Origin of the sequence: Halomonas saccharevitans (genome assembly GCF_032333995.1) — a bacterium.
GTDB lineage: Bacteria > Pseudomonadota > Gammaproteobacteria > Pseudomonadales > Halomonadaceae > Halomonas > Halomonas saccharevitans.
Window position 1 is genome coordinate 164,514 of the sequence record NZ_JAVXUR010000005.1, and the last position, 18,343, is coordinate 182,856.

Below are 18,343 nucleotides of genomic sequence, written 5' to 3' on the forward strand. Positions count from 1 at the left end.
GGTTCGGGCGCCGACATGCCTTAGGCTTTGTCCCCCGTTTGCAAGGACCCTCACCATGTCTTCCACCGCTTCCAGCTTCCAGGCCCTGGGGCGCCTCTTGCGCTATGCCCGGGGTTACCGGCGTCGTATCATCGCCGCCACGCTCTGCTCGATCCTCAACAAGCTCTTCGATATCGCCCCGGAGATCCTGATCGGCGTGGCCATCGACGTGGTGGTCAATCAGGAGGAGAGCTTTGTCGCCGGGCTGGGCTTCACCACGGCCGAGCAGCAGATCCTGGTGCTCGGGGTGCTGACCTTCTTCATCTGGGCCGGCGAGTCGCTGTTCGAGTATCTCTTCCAGGTCCTGTGGCGCAACTTGGCCCAGCGTCTGCAGTCCGACCTGCGCCAGGACGCCTACGAGCATGCTCAGCGCCTGGACATGGGCTTCTTCGAGTCGAGGAGCTCGGGGCAGCTGGTCGCGACCATGAACGACGACGTCAACCAGCTCGAGCGCTTCCTCGACGGCGGTGCCAACGCCATGATCCAGGTCGGCGTCACCGTGGTGGCCGTGGGCGCGGTGTTCTTCGTGCTCTCCCCGTTGATCGCGTTGCTGGCCTTCACGCCGATCCCGCTGATCATCTGGGGCGCCTTCTATTTCCAGCGCCGGGCCGGGCCGCTCTATGCCGAGGTGCGCGAGCGGGTCGGCGAGCTCTCGAGCCGGCTGGCCAACAACCTGGCCGGCATCGCCACCATCAAGAGCTTCACCGCCGAGGCCCGCGAGGCCGAGCGTCTCAAGGCCGCCAGCGAGGCTTACGTGGAGGCCAATCGACGGGCGATTCGCTTGAGCTCCGCCTTCATCCCGGTGATTCGCATGGCGATCCTCGCCGGCTTCCTGGCGACCTTCACCGTGGGCGGCATGATGGCGCTCAAGGGCGAGCTCAACGTGGGCGCCTACGGCGTGCTGGTGTTCCTCACCCAGCGACTGCTGTGGCCGCTCACCGGCCTGGCTCAGGTGATCGACCTCTTCGAGCGGGCCATGGCCAGCACCCGGCGCATCCTCGACCTGCTGGCCACGCCCATCCGGGTGCGCGATGAGGCGACCGAGGCGCTGGCCAAGCCGGTGCGCGGTGCGGTGCGCTTCGAGGGCGTGAGTTTCCGGTACGACGAGGGGGGCGCCGGCGTCCAGGGCATCGATCTGACGGTGCCGGCGGGGCACACCCTGGCATTGGTCGGGGCTACCGGCTCCGGCAAGTCGACGCTGATCAAGCTGCTGCTGCGCTTCCATGACCCGGCAGCAGGACGGGTGCTGATCGACGACCAGCCGATCCGCGAGGTCTCTCTGGCCTCGCTGCGTGGAGCCATTGGCCTGGTCAGCCAGGACGTCTACCTGTTTGAAGGCTCGGTGCGCGACAACATCGCCTACGGCAAACCGGACGCCCCCGAGGCCGAGATCGTCGAGGCGGCGCGCACCGCCGAGGCCTGGGACTTCATCCAGGCGCTGCCCCAGGGGCTCGACACCGCGGTGGGCGAGCGCGGCGTTCGGCTCTCCGGCGGCCAGCGCCAGCGCCTGTCGCTGGCCCGGGCGCTGCTCAAGGATCCGCCGATCCTGGTGCTCGACGAGGCGACCAGCGCGGTGGATAACGAGACCGAGGCGGCCATCCAGCGCTCGCTTTCGCGCATCGGCCACGGCCGCACCGTGATCATGATCGCCCACCGGCTCTCGACCATCGTCCACGCCGACCAGATCGCCGTCATCGAGGCCGGCCGCGTCGTCGAGCGGGGCAGCCACGCCGAGCTGCTCGCCCGGGACGGGCGCTATGCCGCTCAGTGGCGGGTGCAGACCGGTGAGGTCGAGGCGGCGACGGCGGTCTCGGGCTGACGCGAGCCTCACATGCTCTCCCCGGCGGTGGCCCCACGGCCACCGCCGAGTCGTATCGTCGACGCGACTCTTTAAACGCGAATAAGTTTCAATTGGGTTGTTGTTGTTAATACGAGTCATTATCATGCGCTTTCCCGTGCATCTGACCCAGAGGCTTGCTTTCCCCATGTTCCCATCCGCTTCCCGCCGCGTCGGGGTCGACCCCCTCGCCCAAGCCGTGCGCCGCGCCCTTGGCCTCGCCGCCCTCGGCAGCCTCGTGCTGGGCTCGCCCACCCTGCTGGCCCAGGAGACCGCGTCCGCCGAAGAGCTCGAGACGGTCACCGTCGAGGCCGAAGCGCTGTCGCTGGTCACCGAGGGCGCCGACGACTATCGGGTCGCCCAGACCAGCACCGCGACCAGGCTCGACCTGACGCCTCGCGAGACGCCGCAGTCCGTCTCCACGGTGACTCGTGCCCAGATCGAGGATTTCAATCTCCATACGATCAATGACGTTCTGGAGAGCGCTCCGGGCGTGACGGTAGAGCGGCCGGAAACGGACCGCACCTACTACACCTCGCGTGGGTTCGAGATCTCGAACTTCCAGGTCGACGGCCTGCGCCTGCCCATGCCCTACAACAACGTCCACGGCGACATCGATACCGCCGTCTACGACCGGGTTGAGGTGGTGCGCGGCGCTACCGGGCTGATGTCCGGCTCGGGCAACCCGGCGGCCACCGTCAACTTCGTCCGCAAGCGCCCCACCGCGACCCCTCACGCCTCCGTCACCGGCAGCCTTGGCAGCGATGACCACCGCCGTCTGGCACTGGATGTCTCCGGCCCCCTGGACGATGAAGGTCGGGTGCGCGGCCGCCTGGTGGCCGCGGGGCAGGACAGCGACTCCTACCTGGATCGGCTTCATCGGGAGCGGGGTGTGCTCTACGGCGTGCTGGAAGCCGACCTGACCGACAGCACCCAGCTGGCGCTGGGGCACACCTGGCAGCAGAATGACACCGACAGCAACATGTGGGGGGCGCTGCCGCTCTACGACTCGGCTGGTAACCCCACCGACTATGACCGCTCGACGTCGTCGGCGCCCAACTGGTCCTACTGGAACGGCGAGACCCAGCGCAGCTTCGTCGAGCTGACCCAGCGGCTCTCCGACGACTGGTCGCTCAAGGGCACGGTGACCCATCTGGACATGGTCTCCGACACCGAGCTGTTCTTTATCGGTACCGTGCCGGATGCCGACACGGGACGGATTCCCAACAGCTTCTATCTGAGCAAATACGATCGGCACCTGGAGCAGTGGGTGGCGGACGTGCATGCCAAGGGCGACGTCGAGGCGTTCGGACGCACCCATCAGCTGGTGCTAGGCTCGGACTGGAGCCAGAGCCGGAATCAGCAGAGTTCCCTCTACGCGGCCGCGTCCGAGGACCTGCCGCCCCTGGACGAGTGGGACGGTGACTATCCGGAACCCGACTTCGGCGATCCTGACTTCGTCAACGACGCTACCATCAAGGAGCGCAGCCTCTACGGTACCGGCAAGCTGGACCTTGCCGATCGTTGGACGGCCGTGGTCGGTGCGCGGATGAGCTGGCTGGATACCGTGGGCGAGCAGTACGGCAGCTCCCAGGACACCACCCTCGACCACGAGCTGACGCCCTATGCCGGCCTGATCTACGACGTCACCGACCGCGCCTCGCTCTACGCCAGCTATACCGAGATCTTCACGCCTCAGACCGAGATGGACCGCAGCGGCCAGTATCTTGATCCCATTGAGGGGGCCAGCTACGAGATGGGGCTCAAGGCCGACGTCTTCGACGGCGGCGCCGATGCGGCCCTGGCCGTGTTCCGTACTGAGCAAAATAATGTGGCTCAGGTGATCGATAATATCGGTGGCCGGGATGTTTACGCTGGGGCAGACGGCATCACCAGCGAGGGTGTCGAGGTGACCCTGGCCGGCGAGCTGGCACCGGGCTGGCAGGCGAGCGCAGGCTACACTTACCTGGATATCGAGGACGCCGACGGTGAGGCCACCAATACCTATATCCCGCGTCATCTGGTACAGGCGACCACCAGCTATCGGCCTGCGTCCCTGGCCGCGCTCAAGGTCGGCGCCCGGCTGCGCTGGCAGGACGATATCGAGCGCGAGCGCGACAACGCCGACGGCAAGACCCGTCAGGACGCCTATGCGCTGGTCGACCTGATGGCGAGCTACGACTTCAGCGACAGCCTGACCGGCTCGCTGAACGTCAACAATGTCACCGACGAAAAGTACCTGACCAGCCTGAAGTGGGATCAGGGCTTCTATGGCGCGCCGCGCCACGTCATGGCTAACCTGACCTGGACCTACTGAGGCCTCGCCTCATTTGACCAGGCCATCCAGGGCCCACCTCGGCGACGGGGTGGGCCCTTGGCGTTCCAACCGGCGGGCAGCAGGCTCATCCTCTGGCGTTCATCGCCGTATCGCCTACCTCCGTAGGCTCCCTTCCTGCCCGTCCCGTCCCGTCCCGGCACTATCCTCCTTTGCTGAGTCCCTGGCTGGCTTGGTGCCGCGCCGGCACTCCAGCGGGCAATTGGCGCAATAGCCCAGCTCGTCGATCAGGTAGCGGATGCAGCATAGCCGGCGCACCCGGGCGGGCTTGCCCGGGTCGGCGGGCGTGACGTAGCGCACCGGGCGAAAGAGCGGGTTGCGGCGGCCGTCGGGCAGGGAGCGGCGCTCCATCAGCGCCTGGGCGGGCTCGCCCACGTCGGGCTCGGCCATGGGGTGATCGGCCAGGGCACCGGCGAAGTACTCGAAGTAGTTGCCGGCGTTGCTCCAGAACACCTTGGGTGAGGCGCCGGTGGCCCCGGCCAGCGCCTCGATCAGCGGCGTCAGGTGAGCGTCGAGCAGCGTGGCGAAGCGCGCGCCGGGATCTAGCTCGGCCAGGGGCTTGCCGGCATGGGGCAGCATCAGCCCGGCGGTCTGCCCCTCGTCGGACTGCACCAGGTGCAGCTCATGAAGCCCCAGCGGCAGGTCGCGTTCGAGCAGCAGGTTGGCCGCCAGGCCATGGGCGGCCAGCGCGCTGAAGTGCCACTTGGACCAGAGCGAAGCCACCGCCCGGCGGTCGCCGTGGCCGTAGGTGCGGCCGAAGCGCTCGAACAGCTCGGCGAGGTAGGCCGGCTCGAGCAGGGTGCGGGCGGGCAGAGCGTCGGGGCCGGGTGTCGGCGCGACCCGTGGCGGCGTCAGGCCCTCCAGAGGGCCGATATAGAGCGTCGCGAGCGCGTGAGCCATGGGGCTCTCCTTCGTGGTGTCCCGACGAACACTAAAGCAAATACGAATCGTTATCAAAATATCGAGGGCACGCGTCGTGTCCTCGTCGTGGTTTCTTCACGTGTTCCTCCTCGGCCTGTCGGACGCCGCGTCATTGCTCGCGGTCAGTGCGCCCACGCCCCCGATGGGCGATGCTGGTGGGCGGTCTGACGCGGCCAGGACGGGCAGGGCGCTCTGATCGCACCTTTACGTCTTACGCTTTCAAAAACCGTCGGCAAGCGCGGGCATGGCAGTATTGTGCATTGATAAGCATTCCCATTTGTGTCACTGTCTCGCCCCGTTCGAGACCTTTAACCGGAGAGTCATCGTGAGGATGTTTCGCTTCCCCGCCGCGCTGGTCGCGGTCGTCGGTCTGTGCGCTGGCGGCCTGGCTCAGGGTCAGGCGCAGGAATCGCTGGTCGACCGATCGGTCGAGGCGCAGCGCCACCAGGCCAAGCTGCAGACGCGCATCGACGACGCCGATGACGAGACTCGCCGCCTGATCGGCGAGCTGCGAAAGGCGAGGGCCGAGGCGCAGCGGGTCGAGGCCTACAACGCCGAGCTTGCGCGCGTGGTGGAGCGCCAGGAGGAGACGCTGGCGCGCCGCGAGCGCGCCCTGGAGGGCGCCGCGACGACCCGCGAGGGGCTGCCGCCCCTGCTGCGAGGAATGGTCGAGCGCCTCGATCACTGGATCGAGGCCGACCTGCCGTTCCTTCAGGACGAGCGCCGCGCCCGAATCGCGAGCCTGGAGCGCGCACTCTCCGATCCGGCGCTGTCGCCCGCCGAACGGCTGGATCGTGTGCTGTCCGCCTGGCGTGGGGAGCTCGCCTACGGCCGCGAGCTGGACGCCTGGCGCGGCCTGCTGGACGGCGAACGAGAGGTGGACTTCCTGAGGTTGGGGCGGATCGGCTTCTACTACCTGACGCCGAATGGTCGCGAGGGCGGCGTGTGGAAGGCCGACGAGCAGGCCTGGCAGCCGCTCGAGAAGGCGTCGCGCCAGGCGCTCGAGAACGGCATCCGTATCGCCCGGGAGCAGCGGGCTCCCGAGCTGCTGACGCTGCCGGTCTCCCAGCCCATCTCCCAACCGAAGACGAGCCACGAGAGTGGGGGAGAAGCCTCATGACGCTGTCACGCTACGTGAGCCGCCTGCTGCTCTGCGGCGCCCTGCTGCTGCCGGCGGCGCTGCTCCAGGCCCAGACCGACCCTCAGGCCGATGCCCCGTCTGCTCCCCAGCTCCGGCAGGACGCTCCGGCTTCCTTCGCCGAGGCGCGCCAGGCCGAGCTCGCGCGGGACAGGGCGCGGCTGGCCGAGCTGGTCGACGATCGCGACGCCCTGCGCGATGCCGTCGAGGCGGCCCGCGAGCGCCGCGAGGCGGCCGCCGAACGGCGCCAGGACCTCGAGGCGCAGCGCGACGAGCAGCAGGCTCGCCGCGAGGCGCTGGCGGAGCGACAGCAGGCACAGGGAGGCGAGCTCTCCGACGTCAAGCCGGTGCTGGAACGCCACGTCGGCGAGCTGCGCGACGCCCTTGGCCAGAGCTGGCTCACCCTCAACGGGGCCGAGCTGCCTGCGCGCGGCGAGGCGGACACGCTGCCCGACCTTCCGCGACTCGAGTCGCTGGCCGATGCCCTGATGGCCCTCACCCGGGAGACCGGGCGTATCGAGCGGCTGACGGTGCCGGTCGCCTCGGTCGACGGGCGCGTCGCCCCCCGGGAGGTGCTTCGGCTGGGGGATCTCGCCATGATCGAGGGCGGGCGTTGGCTGCGTCGCGACTCGCCGGACCTGCCCCCGGCGGCGCTGGCCGCGACCCCCGACGACGCCAGCGAAACCCTGGCGGCCTTCGCGCGGGGCGAAAGCGATCGGGTCACCCTCGACCCCACCGGCGGCGAACTGCTCGAGGCGCTGGCCCAGCGTCCCGACCTGCTGGCACGCTTCCACCAGGGTGGCGCCGTGGGCTACGTGGTGGTGGCCCTGGGCGGGCTGGGCCTCTTGATTGCCTTGGGCCAGTACGGGTACCTGATGCGGGTGAGCGCGCGCCTGCGGCGTCAGCTCCGGGACGGCGCGAACCTGCGCGACGACAACCCCCTGGGCCGGGTGCTGGCCAAGGTCCAGACGCTGCGCCAGGGGCTCGTACCCGAGGCGCTGGAGGCGCGCCTCGACGAGGCCCTGCTCGCCGAGTTGCCGCGGCTCGAGCGGGGCCAGGCGCTGGTCAAGCTGCTGGCGGCTGTGGCCCCGCTGCTGGGGCTGCTCGGCACCGTGACCGGCATGATCGGTACCTTCCAGTCGATCACGGTGTTCGGCACCGGCGACCCGCAGCTGATGGCCGGCGGCATCAGCCAGGCGCTGGTCACCACGGTGCTGGGCCTGATCACCGCGGTGCCGCTGATGCTCGCCCATACCACGCTCGCCAGCCGCAGCCGCTGGCTCTCCGGGGTGATCGAGGGGCACGCCAGCGCGGCGCTGGCCGAGCATCTCGAGGCCCTGCCGGCTTCTTCTGCCCAGCATCGCGAGTCACGTCATGCCGCTGCCTTGGCCTGAACTCCTGGCGGGCGCCACCGCGCCGCTCGCCTGGCTGGGCCAGGCTGGTGGACCGGTGCTGGTGGCCATCGGCGCGGTGGCCATGCTGCTCTTCTCCCTGGCGCTGGAGCGCTGGTGCTACTTCCGCTTCGTCTGGCGGCGCGAGCGCCAAGCCCTGGTGGCGCGCTGGGTGCGCCGCGAGGACCACACAAGCTGGAGCGCGCGGACGCTGCGCGAAGTATGGACCCAGGCGCTGCTCGCCCGGCTGCGTCGCCCGCTGCCGTGGCTCAGGCTACTGGTGACGCTCTGTCCGCTGCTCGGCCTGCTGGGCACGGTCACCGGCATGATCACCGTCTTCGAGGGCTTGGCCGCCAGCGAGACCAGCCAGGCCCGTGCCATGGCCGACGGCGTCGCCCGGGCCACGCTGCCGACACTGGCCGGCATGGCGGTGGCGGTGGCCGGCCTGCTCTTCACCACCCGTCTCGAACACATCATTCGGCGCGAGGACCAGCGGCTGCACGACCGCATGGCCCGCGCCGTGGAGGAGCCCGATGCGTAGGCGTCGCCTGAGTGCCGATAGCGGCGAGACCAGCGAGGTCAACCTGACCCCCATGCTGGACGTCGTCTTCATCATGCTGATCTTCTTCATCGTCACCACCAGCTTCGTCAAGGAAAGCGGCGTGGAGATCGAGCGCCCCCAGTCCAGCGCCGCGACGCCGCGCCCCGAGGCCCAGGTGATGGTGGCCCTGACCGCGGAGGGCGCGGTGTGGGTCGATGGTGCGCCGGTGGACGCGCATCGCGTGGGCGAGGCCGTGTCACCGCTGGTGAGCGAGGCCGGCGGGGTGGTGATCCAGGCCGACCGCGCCTCCACCACCGGCCTGTTGGTCGAGGTGATGGATCGCCTGCGCGAAGCGGGCGTCGAGCAGATCGCCGTGGCCGCTGCCCGGGAGGGGGCGTGATTCGCTGGCCCCTGGCGTCGCTGGCCGGAGTGTCCCTGGCGCTGCTGCTGTTCTGGGGGCTGGCGCTGCTGGTGGCGCCGCCCGAGGCGGACGTCGAGGTGCGCGAGAGGGCCATGACGATGAGCATGGCCGCGGCGGTCGACCAGCCGGAGCAGCCGGCCGAGACGACGGCCCCGGCGTCCAGCGCACCGCCCGCGCCGCAGCCGGCACCTCCCAGTCCGCCGCCGCCGGCGCCGCTGCCCGACAGCACCCTGTCACTGCCGGAGCCGACGCCGGTCGATCCTCCGCCGGTGCAGCCCGAGGCGGTCGCCGAGCTGGACACCGCGCTGCCCGAGCTGACCGAGGCGGCGCCGACGCCCGAGCCTCAGCCAGAGCCTGAACCGCAACCCGAGCCCGAACCGCAGCCGGAACCGTCACCCTCTACCGAGCCGGCGAGCCCGTCGGCGACGGCTACCGACGCCGCGGCGACGCAGTCGCCCGCCGCTTCGGGGCAGGGGACACCGAGCGCCGCCGGCCAGGCCAGCCAGGCGGTTCAGGACGTGGGGCAGGCGACGCCCACCCGGCGCGTGCCGCCGAGCTATCCGCGCCGCGCTCAGCGCCGCAGCCTGGAAGGCCACGTGGTGGTGGAGTTTCTGATTCGCCCCGACGGCCGGGTGAAGGTCGGCTCGGTCCGGGTGGTTGAGGCCCGGCCGCGGCGGGTCTTCGACGAGGCGGCCACGCGTGCCGTGGCCGACTGGCGCTTCGCGGCCGACGGTCGCCTGCGTCGCGCCCGCCAACGACTCGAGTTTCAGCTGAGGTGAGCCCGATGTCACGATGCCTGTTATCTATCCTGTCAGTCGTCCTGCTGCTGGTCTCCTCGGGTGTTCAGGCCCAGCCGGCCCTGCCCGGGAGCTTCATTCGCGACCTGCAGAGCCTCGAGGCCCGGCTCGCGGAAGCGCCCGCCGAGGTGCTGGTCGAGGTACAGGACAAGGCGCGCCGGCAGGCCGAGCGTTTGGCGGCGGGCAACGTCGCCGATCGCTGGGCGCGGGCCCTCTATCTGCAGCTGGCGGCCGGTGCCGCGGCGCGTCAGGGCGAGCACGGACGAGCCGCCGCGTGGCTGGATGCCGCGGCGGGCAGCGATCCGGCCCCGGCGGCCTGGCGCCAGGCACGGCGTCGCGAGGCAGCGCTGCAGTATCGGGCCGCGGGGCGCACGGCCCTGGCCGTGGAGCGTCTGACCCGCTGGTTGGATGAGACGGCCCCGCCGGCGATGGACGAGCGCTGGCGGTTGATCGCTTGGCTGGCGGAGCTCGAGCGCTGGGAGGCGGCCGCTGCGCGGCTCGAGGCGCTGGATGCTGCGTCGGGCGCCTGGTCGGCCGATCGCCGGGCATTGGCGCTCTCGATCTATCGGCAGGCGGGACGCGAGTCCTTGGCATTGGCGCTGCTGCGCGAGCATTTGGAGCGCGAGGCCGATCCGACGCAGTGGCGACGCGCCGCGGCGCTGGCTCAGCGCCTCGGCGATCCGGGGCTCGCCGCGGCGCTCTGGGAGGTCGGCTGGCAGCGGGGGCATCTGACGGGAAAGGAGGATCTACTGCGCCTGGCCCGGCTGCACCTGGCCGGCGGGACGCCGGCGCGGGCGGCCGAGCACCTGGAGCGAGGGCTAGAGGATGGCGTGTTGGCGATCGATGCCCGTCACCGGCGGCTGCTGGCCACGGCCTGGGAGGCGGCGCGCGATCATGGCCGGGCGCTCTCGGCCTGGGAGACGGTCGCTCGCGAGAGCGAGCGGGCAACCGACTGGCTGCGCCTGGGCCAGCTGGCCCACGGCTGGGGAGAGAAGGCGCTGGCGGGCCGCGCCCTGAGGCGGGCCCGCGCGCTGGGCGCCGAGGAGGCCGAGGCGTGGCTCGCCACGCTGCCCGACGCGGCGGGCGAGGACGCCTCGGCGATCGCCGATCAGAGCGAGAGCTCGGTCCAGACCGGGGCGTGATCCGAGGGCTTCTCCATGGCGCGCAGTTCATAGTCGATGCCGGCGTCCGCGACGCGTTCGGCGAGCGGGGGCGTGACCAGGATATGGTCGATGCGCAGCCCGCGCCGGGGGTCGCGCTCGAAGGCGCGGGAGCGGTAGTCGAACCAGCTGAAGCGATCGTCGACGTCCGGGTAGCGGAGGCGGTAGCTGTCGGTCAGGCCCCAGGCCTTGATGCCGGCCAGCCACTCGCGCTCCACGGGCTGGAAGCTGGTCTTGCCCTCGCGCAGCCAGCGCTTGCGGTTGGCCTCGCCGATGCCGATGTCGATGTCCTCGGGGGAGATGTTGAAATCACCCATCACCGCCAGGTGCTCATCGGCGCGATGCTGGGTCTCCAGCAGGCGTTGGAGCTGGGCATAGAACTCGCGCTTGTGCGGAAACTTCACCGGGTGCTCGACGTTCTCGCCCTGGGGGAAGTAGCCGTTCCAGACCGTGATCGGCTGGCCGTCGCCCGGCGCCAGCCGCGCGCCGATCATGCGGCGCTGGGCGTCGTCCCCGTCGTCGGGGAAGCCCTTGAAGATCGCTTCGGGCTCGCCGCACTGGGCCGTGTCGATCATCAGGGCCACGCCGTAGTGGCCCTTCTGGCCGTGGAACTCGACGCGATAGCCCATCGCCTCCACGGCGGCCATGGGAAACTCGCTGTCCTGGACCTTGGTCTCCTGCAGGCCGATCACCGCCGGGCGATGGGCCTCGATCAGCGCCTCCAGCTGGTGCAGGCGGGCACGAATGCCGTTGATGTTGAATGACACCAGGCGCATCGATCAGTCGTCCTTGTGCTCGGTCGTGTCGGGGTGGATCGCGATGGACGGTCCCGCTTCCTGGCGGGCCTGCTTGCGGGCCGCCTGCAGCTTGCGCTGCTGGCGCTTCTTCTGGGTATAGCGGGTCGACGAGGTCACCTGATCGGGATTCTCGTGCCGCCACTTCTTGAAATCCTTGCGCTTGCCGGTGCGGATCTTCACCTTATCGGCCAGCGACCGGGTCTTCTTTTGGCGTGTCATGGTGCAACTCCTGCATGTAAGGGCGCTATTCTAGCAGTCGAGGCCCGCCGGCTGACAGCAATCAACCGCCGGCAGGCGTCCGGGGGCGCCCTCGTCGCCGGAGGCTGTTACAATGGCCGTTTGCGTCACGCACCCCATCCACCCATACGGACAAGACAGCACAGCCTATGAGCGAGTCGGAACAGACCACAGCACCGGCCCAGAACCGCAAGCCCAAGCGTCGTCGGCGCAAGCCGCGGCGTCGTCAGTCGAACTGGGATCTGCGCCAGTTCCAGGTTCCCGCTGTCGCGGGCAAGTGGCGCTTCCATGACTTCGATCTGCCGCTGCCGCTGATGCGGGCGATTCATGCCCTGGGGTTCGAATACTGCACGCCGATCCAGGCCGAGGCGCTGGCCCAGACCCTGCTGGGTGGCGACGTGGTGGGCAAGGCCCAGACCGGCACCGGCAAGACCGCGGCCTTTTTGATCTCGATCCTGGCCTACTTCCTCGAGGAGGAGGCGCCCAACGCCCAGAAGCCAGGGGCGCCGCGAGCACTGATCGTGGCTCCAACCCGCGAGCTGGCGCTGCAGATCGAGAAGGACGCCAAGGCACTGGCGCGCTTCACCGACCTCAAGGTGGCCAGCGTCGTCGGCGGCATGGACTACCAGAATCAGCGCGAGGCGCTGGGCGATAAGCTCGATATCCTCGTCGCCACCCCGGGCCGGCTGTTGGACTTCCATGAGAAGCGCGACGTCGACCTGACCCAGGTAGAAGTGCTGGTACTCGATGAGGCCGATCGGATGCTGTCGATGGGTTTCATTCCCGACGTCAAGCGCATCATCCGTCACACGCCGAACACCGAGCAGCGCCAGACCTTCCTGTTCTCGGCGACCTTCAGCCAGGACATTCTCAACCTGGCTAGCCAGTGGACCCACAAGCCGGCCCACGTCGATATCGCCGTCACCGTCGACAACGCTGCCGATATCGATCAGCGCGTCTATCTGGTCGGCGACGAGGACAAGCAACGCCTGCTGGTCAACCTGCTCAAGCAGGAGAGCTTCGAGCGCGTGATGGTCTTCGGCAACCGCCGGGATCTGGTGCGCAAGCTCGACGACCTGCTCGAGAAGGCCGGCATCAACGCCGCCATGCTCTCCGGCGATGTGCCCCAGAACCAGCGCATCGAGACCCTCGAGAAGTTCCGCGAGGGCAAGATTCAGGTGCTGGTGGCCACCGACGTAGCGGGACGCGGCATCCACATCGAGGATGTCAGCCACGTGATCAACTACACCCTGCCGGAAGATCCGGAGGACTACGTCCACCGTATCGGCCGCACCGGCCGCGCCGGCGCCAAGGGCGTGTCGATCAGCTTCGTCGGCGAGGAAGACGCCTTCTCCCTGCCGGAGATCGAGCGCTACATCAACGACAAGCTGCCGTGCGAACATCCGCCGGAAGGGCTGCTCTGACGTCCCATGCTTGACGAGGCCCTGAAGGGCGAGATCCAAGAGGCCTATCGGCGCGTGCTCGAGGGCCTCGGGCTCACCCCGCGCTACGGGCAGCGGCTGATGATCGCCGAGATCGCCCGCACCCTGGCGGGCATCGAGGCGGACGACGCCGGCCGACGCTTAAGCGATGAACATGTCTGCGTGCTCGAGGCCGGCACCGGTACCGGCAAGACGCTGGCCTACCTGCTGGCCGCCCTGCCGGTGGCCAAGGCCCGCGGCAAGCGCCTGGTGATCGCCACCGCCACCGTGGCCCTGCAGGAGCAGGTGCTCCATCAGGACCTGCCCTCGCTGAAGACTCATAGCGGGCTTTCCTTCGACTACGCCCTGGCCAAGGGACGCGGCCGCTACGTCTGCGTGGCGCGCCTCGACCAGGCGCTCGATGGCGGCGAGGAGAACCCGACGCTGTCGCTCTTCGAGCAGTCGCTCGCCAGCGGCGGCGACGACTTCCAGGCGCTGGTCAAGGAGCTCGGCGACGCATACGGCAACGGGCGCTGGGAGGGCGATCGCGACAGCTGGCCCGAGGCCATCGACGACGGCCACTGGCGCCGCCTGACCGTGGATCATCGCCAGTGCACCAATCGCCGCTGCGGCCACTTCGCCTCCTGCGCTTTCTTCCGCTCCCGCCGTCATCTGGACAGCGCCGACATCATCGTCGCCAATCACGATCTGGTGCTGGCCGACCTGGCGCTGGGTGGGGGCGTGGTGCTGCCCGACCCCGGCGACTGCATCCACGTCTTCGACGAGGGCCATCACCTGCCCGACAAGGCGTTGCAGCACTTCACCCATCGCGTCGCCGTCGGCGGGGCGCTGCGCTGGCTGCGCACCCTGAAGAGCTCGCTGACCGAGCTCAACCAGGCGCTAGCCGTGCAGCCGACCCTGGCTCGCCTGCTGTCCGGGCTGCCGGAGGCGATCAACGTGCTGGAGCCGCGCCTCGGTGAGGCGTTCGCGATGGGTCACCAGCTCGCCGGGCGGCCCCAGGGGCTGGGTGAGGGCGAAGAGAGCCGGCACCATCGCTTCGAGATGGGGCGGGTGCCCGAGGCGCTGCGCGAGCACGCCGACGGCCTGGTAACGCTTTTCGCCGAGCTCGCGCGGACCCTGGAGTCCATGGCGGACATCCTGCGCGAGAGCCTCGACCCGGACAAGCACACTGGCCTGCCCCGGGAGCAGGCCGAGGCCTGGCTGCCGCTGGTGGCGCTGCTGCACGGTCGCGCCCTGGAGGCTCATGCCCTCTGGCTGGCCTTCGCCGAGCTCGATCCCGATGGCGAGCCGCCTCGGGCGCGCTGGCTGACCCTGGAGCGTTTCAACGGCGAGCCGGAGCTGAGCTTCTCGGCGAGCCCGGTCTCCGCCGCGCACACCCTGGCGCGCAACCTCTGGGGCAGCACCTATGGTGCCGTGATCACCTCGGCCACCCTCACCGCGCTCGGGCGCTTCGAACGGCTCCAGGAGCGGGCGGGGCTCGCCAATCGTTACCGCTACCAGCGCCTGCCGAGCCCCTTCGACTACTCCCGGGCGGTGCTCAGCGTGCCCCGCGAGGCGGTCGATCCCGCCGACCGCGAGGGCCACGAGCGGGCCATCGTCGATTTCGTCGAGGCCCTCGGCGAGCAGGAGGCGGTGCTGATGCTCTTTTCCTCGCGAGCGCAGCTGCGCGGCGTGGAGAAGGCGCTCTCCAGGGAGCGGCGTGAGCGCGTGCTGGCGCAGGACCGCCTGCCCAAACGCGAGCTGATCACTCGGCATCGGGCGCGGGTGGATGCGGGGGAGGGCAGCATCATCTTCGGCCTGGCGAGCTTCGCCGAAGGCATCGACCTGCCCGGCGACTACCTGACCCACGTGGTGATCACCCGGCTGCCCTTCTCGGTGCCGGACGACCCGGTGGGCGCGACGCTGGCCGAGTGGATCGAGAGCCGCGGCGGCAATCCCTTCATGCGCATCAGCGTGCCCGACGCCTCGATCAAGCTGGTGCAGGCCTGCGGTCGGCTGATCCGCAAGGAGGCCGACCAGGGTCGCATCACGCTGCTCGATCGACGGGTGTTGACCCGCCGCTACGGCCGCGCGCTGCTCGATGCCCTGCCGCCCTTCGTGCGCGAGATCGACGGGGTGGTGCAGGGCGCGACATGAGGCTGATCCTCAGTCGCAAGGGCTTCGACAGCGCCGCCGGTGGCGTGCCGAGCCCGATCCTGCCCGACGGGCGGCTGATCGTGCTGCCCATCCCCGATGTACACTCCCTCACGACCTATGGCGAGCTCACCCAGGACGGCGAACCGCTGGCACCCCTGGTCAGTGACCTGACCCGGGGCCGGCTTACCGCCCGACACCGGGCGCACCTCGATCCCGATCTGCTGGAAGAGAGCCTGCCGCGCCGGCCGAGCTGGCGGCCGCTGTTTGGTCAGATGGGCCAGGCGCAGGGCCACCTCCGTAACCAGGGTGTCGGACCGGGGGATCTGTTTCTGTTCTTCGGGCTCTTCCGGCAGGTCGCGCGAGGTCGCGACGGCTGGGGCTTCGTGCGGGACGCGCGGCCCCGTCACGTGCTCTGGGGCTGGATGCAGGTGGAGCGCATGCTGCCCCTGGACGGCCCGCTGCCGGCCGAGATGGCCTGGGCGAGCGATCATCCGCACTGCCAGCGCCGGGAGAGCAACAATGTGCTCTATCTCGCCCGTCGACATCTGACCATCGATGGTCTCGCCGAGACCCTGTCGGGTGCCGGCGTCTTCTCCCATGACGCGCCGACCCTGCGGCTCACCGCACCGGATGCGGCGAACGTCACCGACTGGCGGCTCCCGTCCTGGTGGTATCCGCACCACGGCCGTCCGCCGCTCTCCTATCACGCCGACCTCGACCGCTGGCGACAGCAGGCGGAGTACACCGAGCTCAAGGCCGTGGCTCGGGGCCAGGAGTTCGTGCTGGACGCCGCGGCCTATCCCGAGGCGCTGCCCTGGGCGGCTGAGCTGATCCGCAGCCGCGCGGCGAGTCAGGCCTAGCGCATGGAGCAGGTCTATCCAACAGGCGGGCCTGTCTTCCGATAGACACCTAGCCAGCTGCGCTAACGAGACGAGCCCGCCATATGGCGGGCCCGTCTCGTCTTGTGATCGCGCATCGCGCGGGGAACGGCTCAGGCGGCCTGGTGGCGCTTGGCCAGCACCGGGGCAAGCTTCTCGTTCATGCGCTTGAACGCCTCGACGGTGGTGTCCCAGTCGATGCAGGCATCGGTGATCGACACGCCGTATTTCAGCTCGCTGGGATCCTTGGGCATCTTCTGGTTGCCCCAGCCGAGGTTGGATTCCACCATCAACCCGATGATCGAGTGGTTGCCCTCGAGGATCTGGTTGGTGACGTTCTCCAGCACCAGCGGCTGAAGGGCCGCGTCCTTGTTGGAGTTGGCGTGCGAGCAGTCGATCATGATGTTGGGCTTGAGGTCGGCCTGCTTCAGCTCCTGCTCGGCGAGCGCCACGCTGACGCTGTCGTAGTTGGGCTTGCCGTTGCCGCCGCGCAGCACCACGTGTCCGTAAGCGTTGCCGCGGGTGCGGATGATCGCCACCTGCCCGGCCTGGTCGATGCCCAGGAAGTTGTGTGGGTGCGACACCGACTGCAGGGCGTTGACCGCGACATCGAGGCTGCCGTCGGTGCCGTTCTTGAAGCCCACCGGGCCGGAGAGGCCGGAGGCCATCTCGCGGTGCGTCTGGGACTCGGTGGTGCGGGCGCCGACGGCCGACCAGCTGATGCAGTCCTGCAGGTACTGGGGTGAGATCGGATCCAGTGCCTCGGTGGCCAGCGGCAGGCCCATCTCGGCGAGGCCGACGAGCAGGCGGCGGGCGATGTGCAGGCCCTCCTCGATCTCGAAGGAACCGTTGAGGTGGGGATCGTTGATCAGGCCCTTCCAGCCTACCGTGGTGCGCGGCTTCTCGAAGTAGACGCGCATCACAATGTAGAGGCTGTCCTTGACCTCGTCGGCCAGGCGTCGAAGCTGGCGCGCGTAGTCCAGCGCGGCGTCAACGTCGTGGATGGAGCAAGGGCCCACCACCATCAGCAGGCGCGGGTCGCGGCCGTCGAGGATGGCCTGGATGGTCTCGCGTCCCTCGATCACCGTGCGTTCCGCGGCCTCGGTCAGCGGAATCTCCCGCTTGAGGGCCTCGGGAGTGATCAAGACGTCCTGGGCGAGAACGTTGAGGTTGTTGACCTGCTGTTCTGACATGGTGCTTCCTGTGTCGTGTCTGCGCTGATGGCGAAATTATTTGGCTTCTACTATCGCGTGCGCGGCCGGCAAATTCAATCGTCGACGGTGCCCGTCGGACCGGTCGCAGTGGTCTTGCCGGCGATGCGGCGAGTCGATCGGCTTGATGGACGTTCAAGAAACAGGAACACTTGTACCCTTCGAGACTCACGACCCTGATCCTTCAGCGGCGACATGCCCCAGGTTGACACTATGTTAGCGACACCACAGCTTTCGCGACCCGAGTTCGGGTCGTCATCCACGCCTTTCCGTTCAGGGAGGGCCTGAATGGGCACCCGGGAAACCGATCAGCAGCTCGTCGAGCGAGCCCAGAAGGGGGATAGCCGTGCCTTCGATCTACTGGTGAAGAAGTACCAGCACAAGATCATCGGCCTGATCAGTCGCTACGTGCACGATCATGCGGAGGTACAGGACGTGGCACAGGAGGCCTTCATCAAGGCCTATCGGGCGCTGGGCAAGTTTCGCGCCGAGAGCGCCTTCTATACCTGGATGTACCGCATCGCCATCAATACCGCCAAGAACTACCTGGTGTCCAAGGGGCGCCGTCCGCCGGGCAGCGATCTCGATATCGTCGATGCGGAGATCGTCGACCACAGCGGGCGGCTGGCCGATGCCGAGACGCCCGAGGCGGCCATGGCGCGTGACCAGCTGGAGTCGGCCATCTTCGAGGCGATCGAGGCGCTGCCCGACGATCTGCGCACGGCGATCACCCTGCGAGAGCTCGACGGGCTCTCCTATGAGGACATCGCGGCCATCATGCAGTGCCCCGTGGGGACCGTGCGCTCGCGGATCTTCCGGGCCAGGGAGGCCGTCGATCAGCATATCCGGCCGCTGGTCACCACCGCGCGTAACCAGGAATCGGTGACCGAGTAAGTCGCTCGGGCCGGGAAACTGCATGTTTTTTGTCGATTTGCTGAACTGTCCGCGGTCTGCGACGTCATATGCGGTGATCGGCCCGCCACCCGCGGGAACGTACATGCCGACATGGCCAGGGCGACACGCGCCGATGTCGGAAAATACAGGCTGTCAAAGGACCCGGAG

The 18,343-nt window shown here is 69.0% G+C and carries 16 protein-coding genes; 12 read left to right on the forward strand and 4 right to left on the reverse strand.

Going from position 1 to position 18,343, the window contains the following annotated elements:
* Nucleotides 1–55: 55 nt before the first annotated feature.
* Together RSO68_RS13365 and RSO68_RS13370 are read left to right on the forward strand one after the other, a co-directional pair.
* The gene (locus RSO68_RS13365) at nt 56–1,858 is read left to right on the forward strand and encodes an ABC transporter ATP-binding protein (protein ID WP_315586923.1); all 1,803 of its coding nucleotides are present in this window, start codon (nt 56–58) and stop codon (nt 1,856–1,858) included.
* A 166-nt stretch (nt 1,859–2,024) separates the two neighbouring features.
* Nucleotides 2,025–4,193: a TonB-dependent siderophore receptor gene (locus RSO68_RS13370; protein WP_315586924.1), complete on the forward strand. Its 2,169-nt coding sequence runs from the start codon at nt 2,025–2,027 to the stop codon at nt 4,191–4,193.
* Nucleotides 4,194–4,307: 114 nt separating this feature from the next.
* On the opposite strand, the gene fhuF is transcribed toward RSO68_RS13370, so the two are convergent.
* The gene (gene fhuF, locus RSO68_RS13375; protein ID WP_315586925.1) at nt 4,308–5,111 is read right to left on the reverse strand and encodes a siderophore-iron reductase FhuF; all 804 of its coding nucleotides are present in this window, start codon (nt 5,109–5,111) and stop codon (nt 4,308–4,310) included.
* 352 nt (nt 5,112–5,463) lie between these two features.
* Between fhuF and RSO68_RS13380 the strand changes: the two genes are divergently transcribed.
* From RSO68_RS13380 to RSO68_RS13405, 6 genes are read left to right on the forward strand one after another with little or no spacing between them, the layout of a single operon-like run.
* Nucleotides 5,464–6,252 (forward strand): DUF3450 domain-containing protein, encoded by a 789-nt coding sequence (locus RSO68_RS13380; protein ID WP_315587012.1) that lies wholly within the window; start codon nt 5,464–5,466, stop codon nt 6,250–6,252.
* Nucleotides 6,249–7,664, forward strand: coding sequence for a MotA/TolQ/ExbB proton channel family protein (locus tag RSO68_RS13385; RefSeq protein ID WP_315586926.1), 1,416 nt, complete (start codon nt 6,249–6,251; stop codon nt 7,662–7,664). Before RSO68_RS13380 ends, RSO68_RS13385 begins: the two co-directional genes overlap by 4 nt.
* A complete protein-coding gene (locus RSO68_RS13390; RefSeq protein WP_315586927.1) occupies nt 7,645–8,202 on the forward strand; it encodes a MotA/TolQ/ExbB proton channel family protein in 558 nt (185 codons plus the stop codon). The genes RSO68_RS13385 and RSO68_RS13390 overlap by 20 nt, the downstream gene beginning before the upstream one ends.
* On the forward strand, nt 8,195–8,602 hold the full coding sequence (locus RSO68_RS13395) for an ExbD/TolR family protein (protein ID WP_315586928.1): 408 nt from the start codon (nt 8,195–8,197) through the stop codon (nt 8,600–8,602). Before RSO68_RS13390 ends, RSO68_RS13395 begins: the two co-directional genes overlap by 8 nt.
* On the forward strand, nt 8,599–9,402 hold the full coding sequence (locus RSO68_RS13400) for an energy transducer TonB (RefSeq protein WP_315586929.1): 804 nt from the start codon (nt 8,599–8,601) through the stop codon (nt 9,400–9,402). Before RSO68_RS13395 ends, RSO68_RS13400 begins: the two co-directional genes overlap by 4 nt.
* Before the next feature lie 5 nt (nt 9,403–9,407).
* Nucleotides 9,408–10,562, forward strand: coding sequence for a hypothetical protein (locus RSO68_RS13405; RefSeq protein WP_315586930.1), 1,155 nt, complete (start codon nt 9,408–9,410; stop codon nt 10,560–10,562).
* Here the strand turns inward: RSO68_RS13405 and xthA are convergent.
* Nucleotides 10,529–11,356: an exodeoxyribonuclease III gene (xthA, locus tag RSO68_RS13410; RefSeq protein WP_315586931.1), complete on the reverse strand. Its 828-nt coding sequence runs from the start codon at nt 11,354–11,356 to the stop codon at nt 10,529–10,531. The genes RSO68_RS13405 and xthA overlap by 34 nt on opposite strands.
* A gap of 3 nt (nt 11,357–11,359) precedes the next feature.
* Nucleotides 11,360–11,596 (reverse strand): hypothetical protein, encoded by a 237-nt coding sequence (locus tag RSO68_RS13415; protein ID WP_089846239.1) that lies wholly within the window; start codon nt 11,594–11,596, stop codon nt 11,360–11,362.
* Nucleotides 11,597–11,763: 167 nt separating this feature from the next.
* Here RSO68_RS13415 and rhlB point away from each other — a divergent pair, with 167 nt between their 5' ends.
* Genes rhlB through RSO68_RS13430 form a run of 3 tightly spaced genes read left to right on the forward strand, consistent with a single transcriptional unit; the run spans nt 11,764 to nt 16,052 of the window.
* Nucleotides 11,764–13,038, forward strand: a complete 1,275-nt coding sequence (gene rhlB / locus RSO68_RS13420) for an ATP-dependent RNA helicase RhlB (RefSeq protein WP_315586932.1) — start codon at nt 11,764–11,766, stop codon at nt 13,036–13,038.
* 6 nt (nt 13,039–13,044) lie between these two features.
* The gene (dinG, locus tag RSO68_RS13425; RefSeq protein WP_089846242.1) at nt 13,045–15,192 is read left to right on the forward strand and encodes an ATP-dependent DNA helicase DinG; all 2,148 of its coding nucleotides are present in this window, start codon (nt 13,045–13,047) and stop codon (nt 15,190–15,192) included.
* The gene (locus RSO68_RS13430; RefSeq protein WP_089846244.1) at nt 15,189–16,052 is read left to right on the forward strand and encodes an Nmad3 family putative nucleotide modification protein; all 864 of its coding nucleotides are present in this window, start codon (nt 15,189–15,191) and stop codon (nt 16,050–16,052) included. The genes dinG and RSO68_RS13430 overlap by 4 nt, the downstream gene beginning before the upstream one ends.
* A gap of 131 nt (nt 16,053–16,183) precedes the next feature.
* On the opposite strand, the gene RSO68_RS13435 is transcribed toward RSO68_RS13430, so the two are convergent.
* Nucleotides 16,184–17,263, reverse strand: a complete 1,080-nt coding sequence (locus tag RSO68_RS13435) for a 3-deoxy-7-phosphoheptulonate synthase (protein WP_315586933.1) — start codon at nt 17,261–17,263, stop codon at nt 16,184–16,186.
* Between the two features lie 306 nt (nt 17,264–17,569).
* On the opposite strand from RSO68_RS13435, the gene rpoE reads away from it, so the two are divergent.
* Nucleotides 17,570–18,175: an RNA polymerase sigma factor RpoE gene (gene rpoE, locus RSO68_RS13440; protein WP_089846246.1), complete on the forward strand. Its 606-nt coding sequence runs from the start codon at nt 17,570–17,572 to the stop codon at nt 18,173–18,175.
* Nucleotides 18,176–18,343 lie beyond the last annotated feature (168 nt).

Bases quoted from the DNA above. Each gene is read 5' to 3' on its own strand.
- RSO68_RS13365 (WP_315586923.1), top strand. From the start codon at position 56: ATGTCTTCCACCGCTTCCAGCTTCCAGGCCCTGGGGCGCCTCTTGCGC.
- RSO68_RS13370 (WP_315586924.1), top strand. From the start codon at position 2,025: ATGTTCCCATCCGCTTCCCGCCGCGTCGGGGTCGACCCCCTCGCCCAA.
- fhuF (WP_315586925.1), bottom strand. From the start codon at position 5,111: ATGGCTCACGCGCTCGCGACGCTCTATATCGGCCCTCTGGAGGGCCTG.
- RSO68_RS13380 (WP_315587012.1), top strand. From the start codon at position 5,464: ATGTTTCGCTTCCCCGCCGCGCTGGTCGCGGTCGTCGGTCTGTGCGCT.
- RSO68_RS13385 (WP_315586926.1), top strand. From the start codon at position 6,249: ATGACGCTGTCACGCTACGTGAGCCGCCTGCTGCTCTGCGGCGCCCTG.
- RSO68_RS13390 (WP_315586927.1), top strand. From the start codon at position 7,645: ATGCCGCTGCCTTGGCCTGAACTCCTGGCGGGCGCCACCGCGCCGCTC.
- RSO68_RS13395 (WP_315586928.1), top strand. From the start codon at position 8,195: ATGCGTAGGCGTCGCCTGAGTGCCGATAGCGGCGAGACCAGCGAGGTC.
- RSO68_RS13405 (WP_315586930.1), top strand. From the start codon at position 9,408: ATGTCACGATGCCTGTTATCTATCCTGTCAGTCGTCCTGCTGCTGGTC.
- xthA (WP_315586931.1), bottom strand. From the start codon at position 11,356: ATGCGCCTGGTGTCATTCAACATCAACGGCATTCGTGCCCGCCTGCAC.
- RSO68_RS13415 (WP_089846239.1), bottom strand. From the start codon at position 11,596: ATGACACGCCAAAAGAAGACCCGGTCGCTGGCCGATAAGGTGAAGATC.
- rhlB (WP_315586932.1), top strand. From the start codon at position 11,764: ATGAGCGAGTCGGAACAGACCACAGCACCGGCCCAGAACCGCAAGCCC.
- dinG (WP_089846242.1), top strand. From the start codon at position 13,045: ATGCTTGACGAGGCCCTGAAGGGCGAGATCCAAGAGGCCTATCGGCGC.
- RSO68_RS13430 (WP_089846244.1), top strand. From the start codon at position 15,189: ATGAGGCTGATCCTCAGTCGCAAGGGCTTCGACAGCGCCGCCGGTGGC.
- RSO68_RS13435 (WP_315586933.1), bottom strand. From the start codon at position 17,263: ATGTCAGAACAGCAGGTCAACAACCTCAACGTTCTCGCCCAGGACGTC.
- rpoE (WP_089846246.1), top strand. From the start codon at position 17,570: ATGGGCACCCGGGAAACCGATCAGCAGCTCGTCGAGCGAGCCCAGAAG.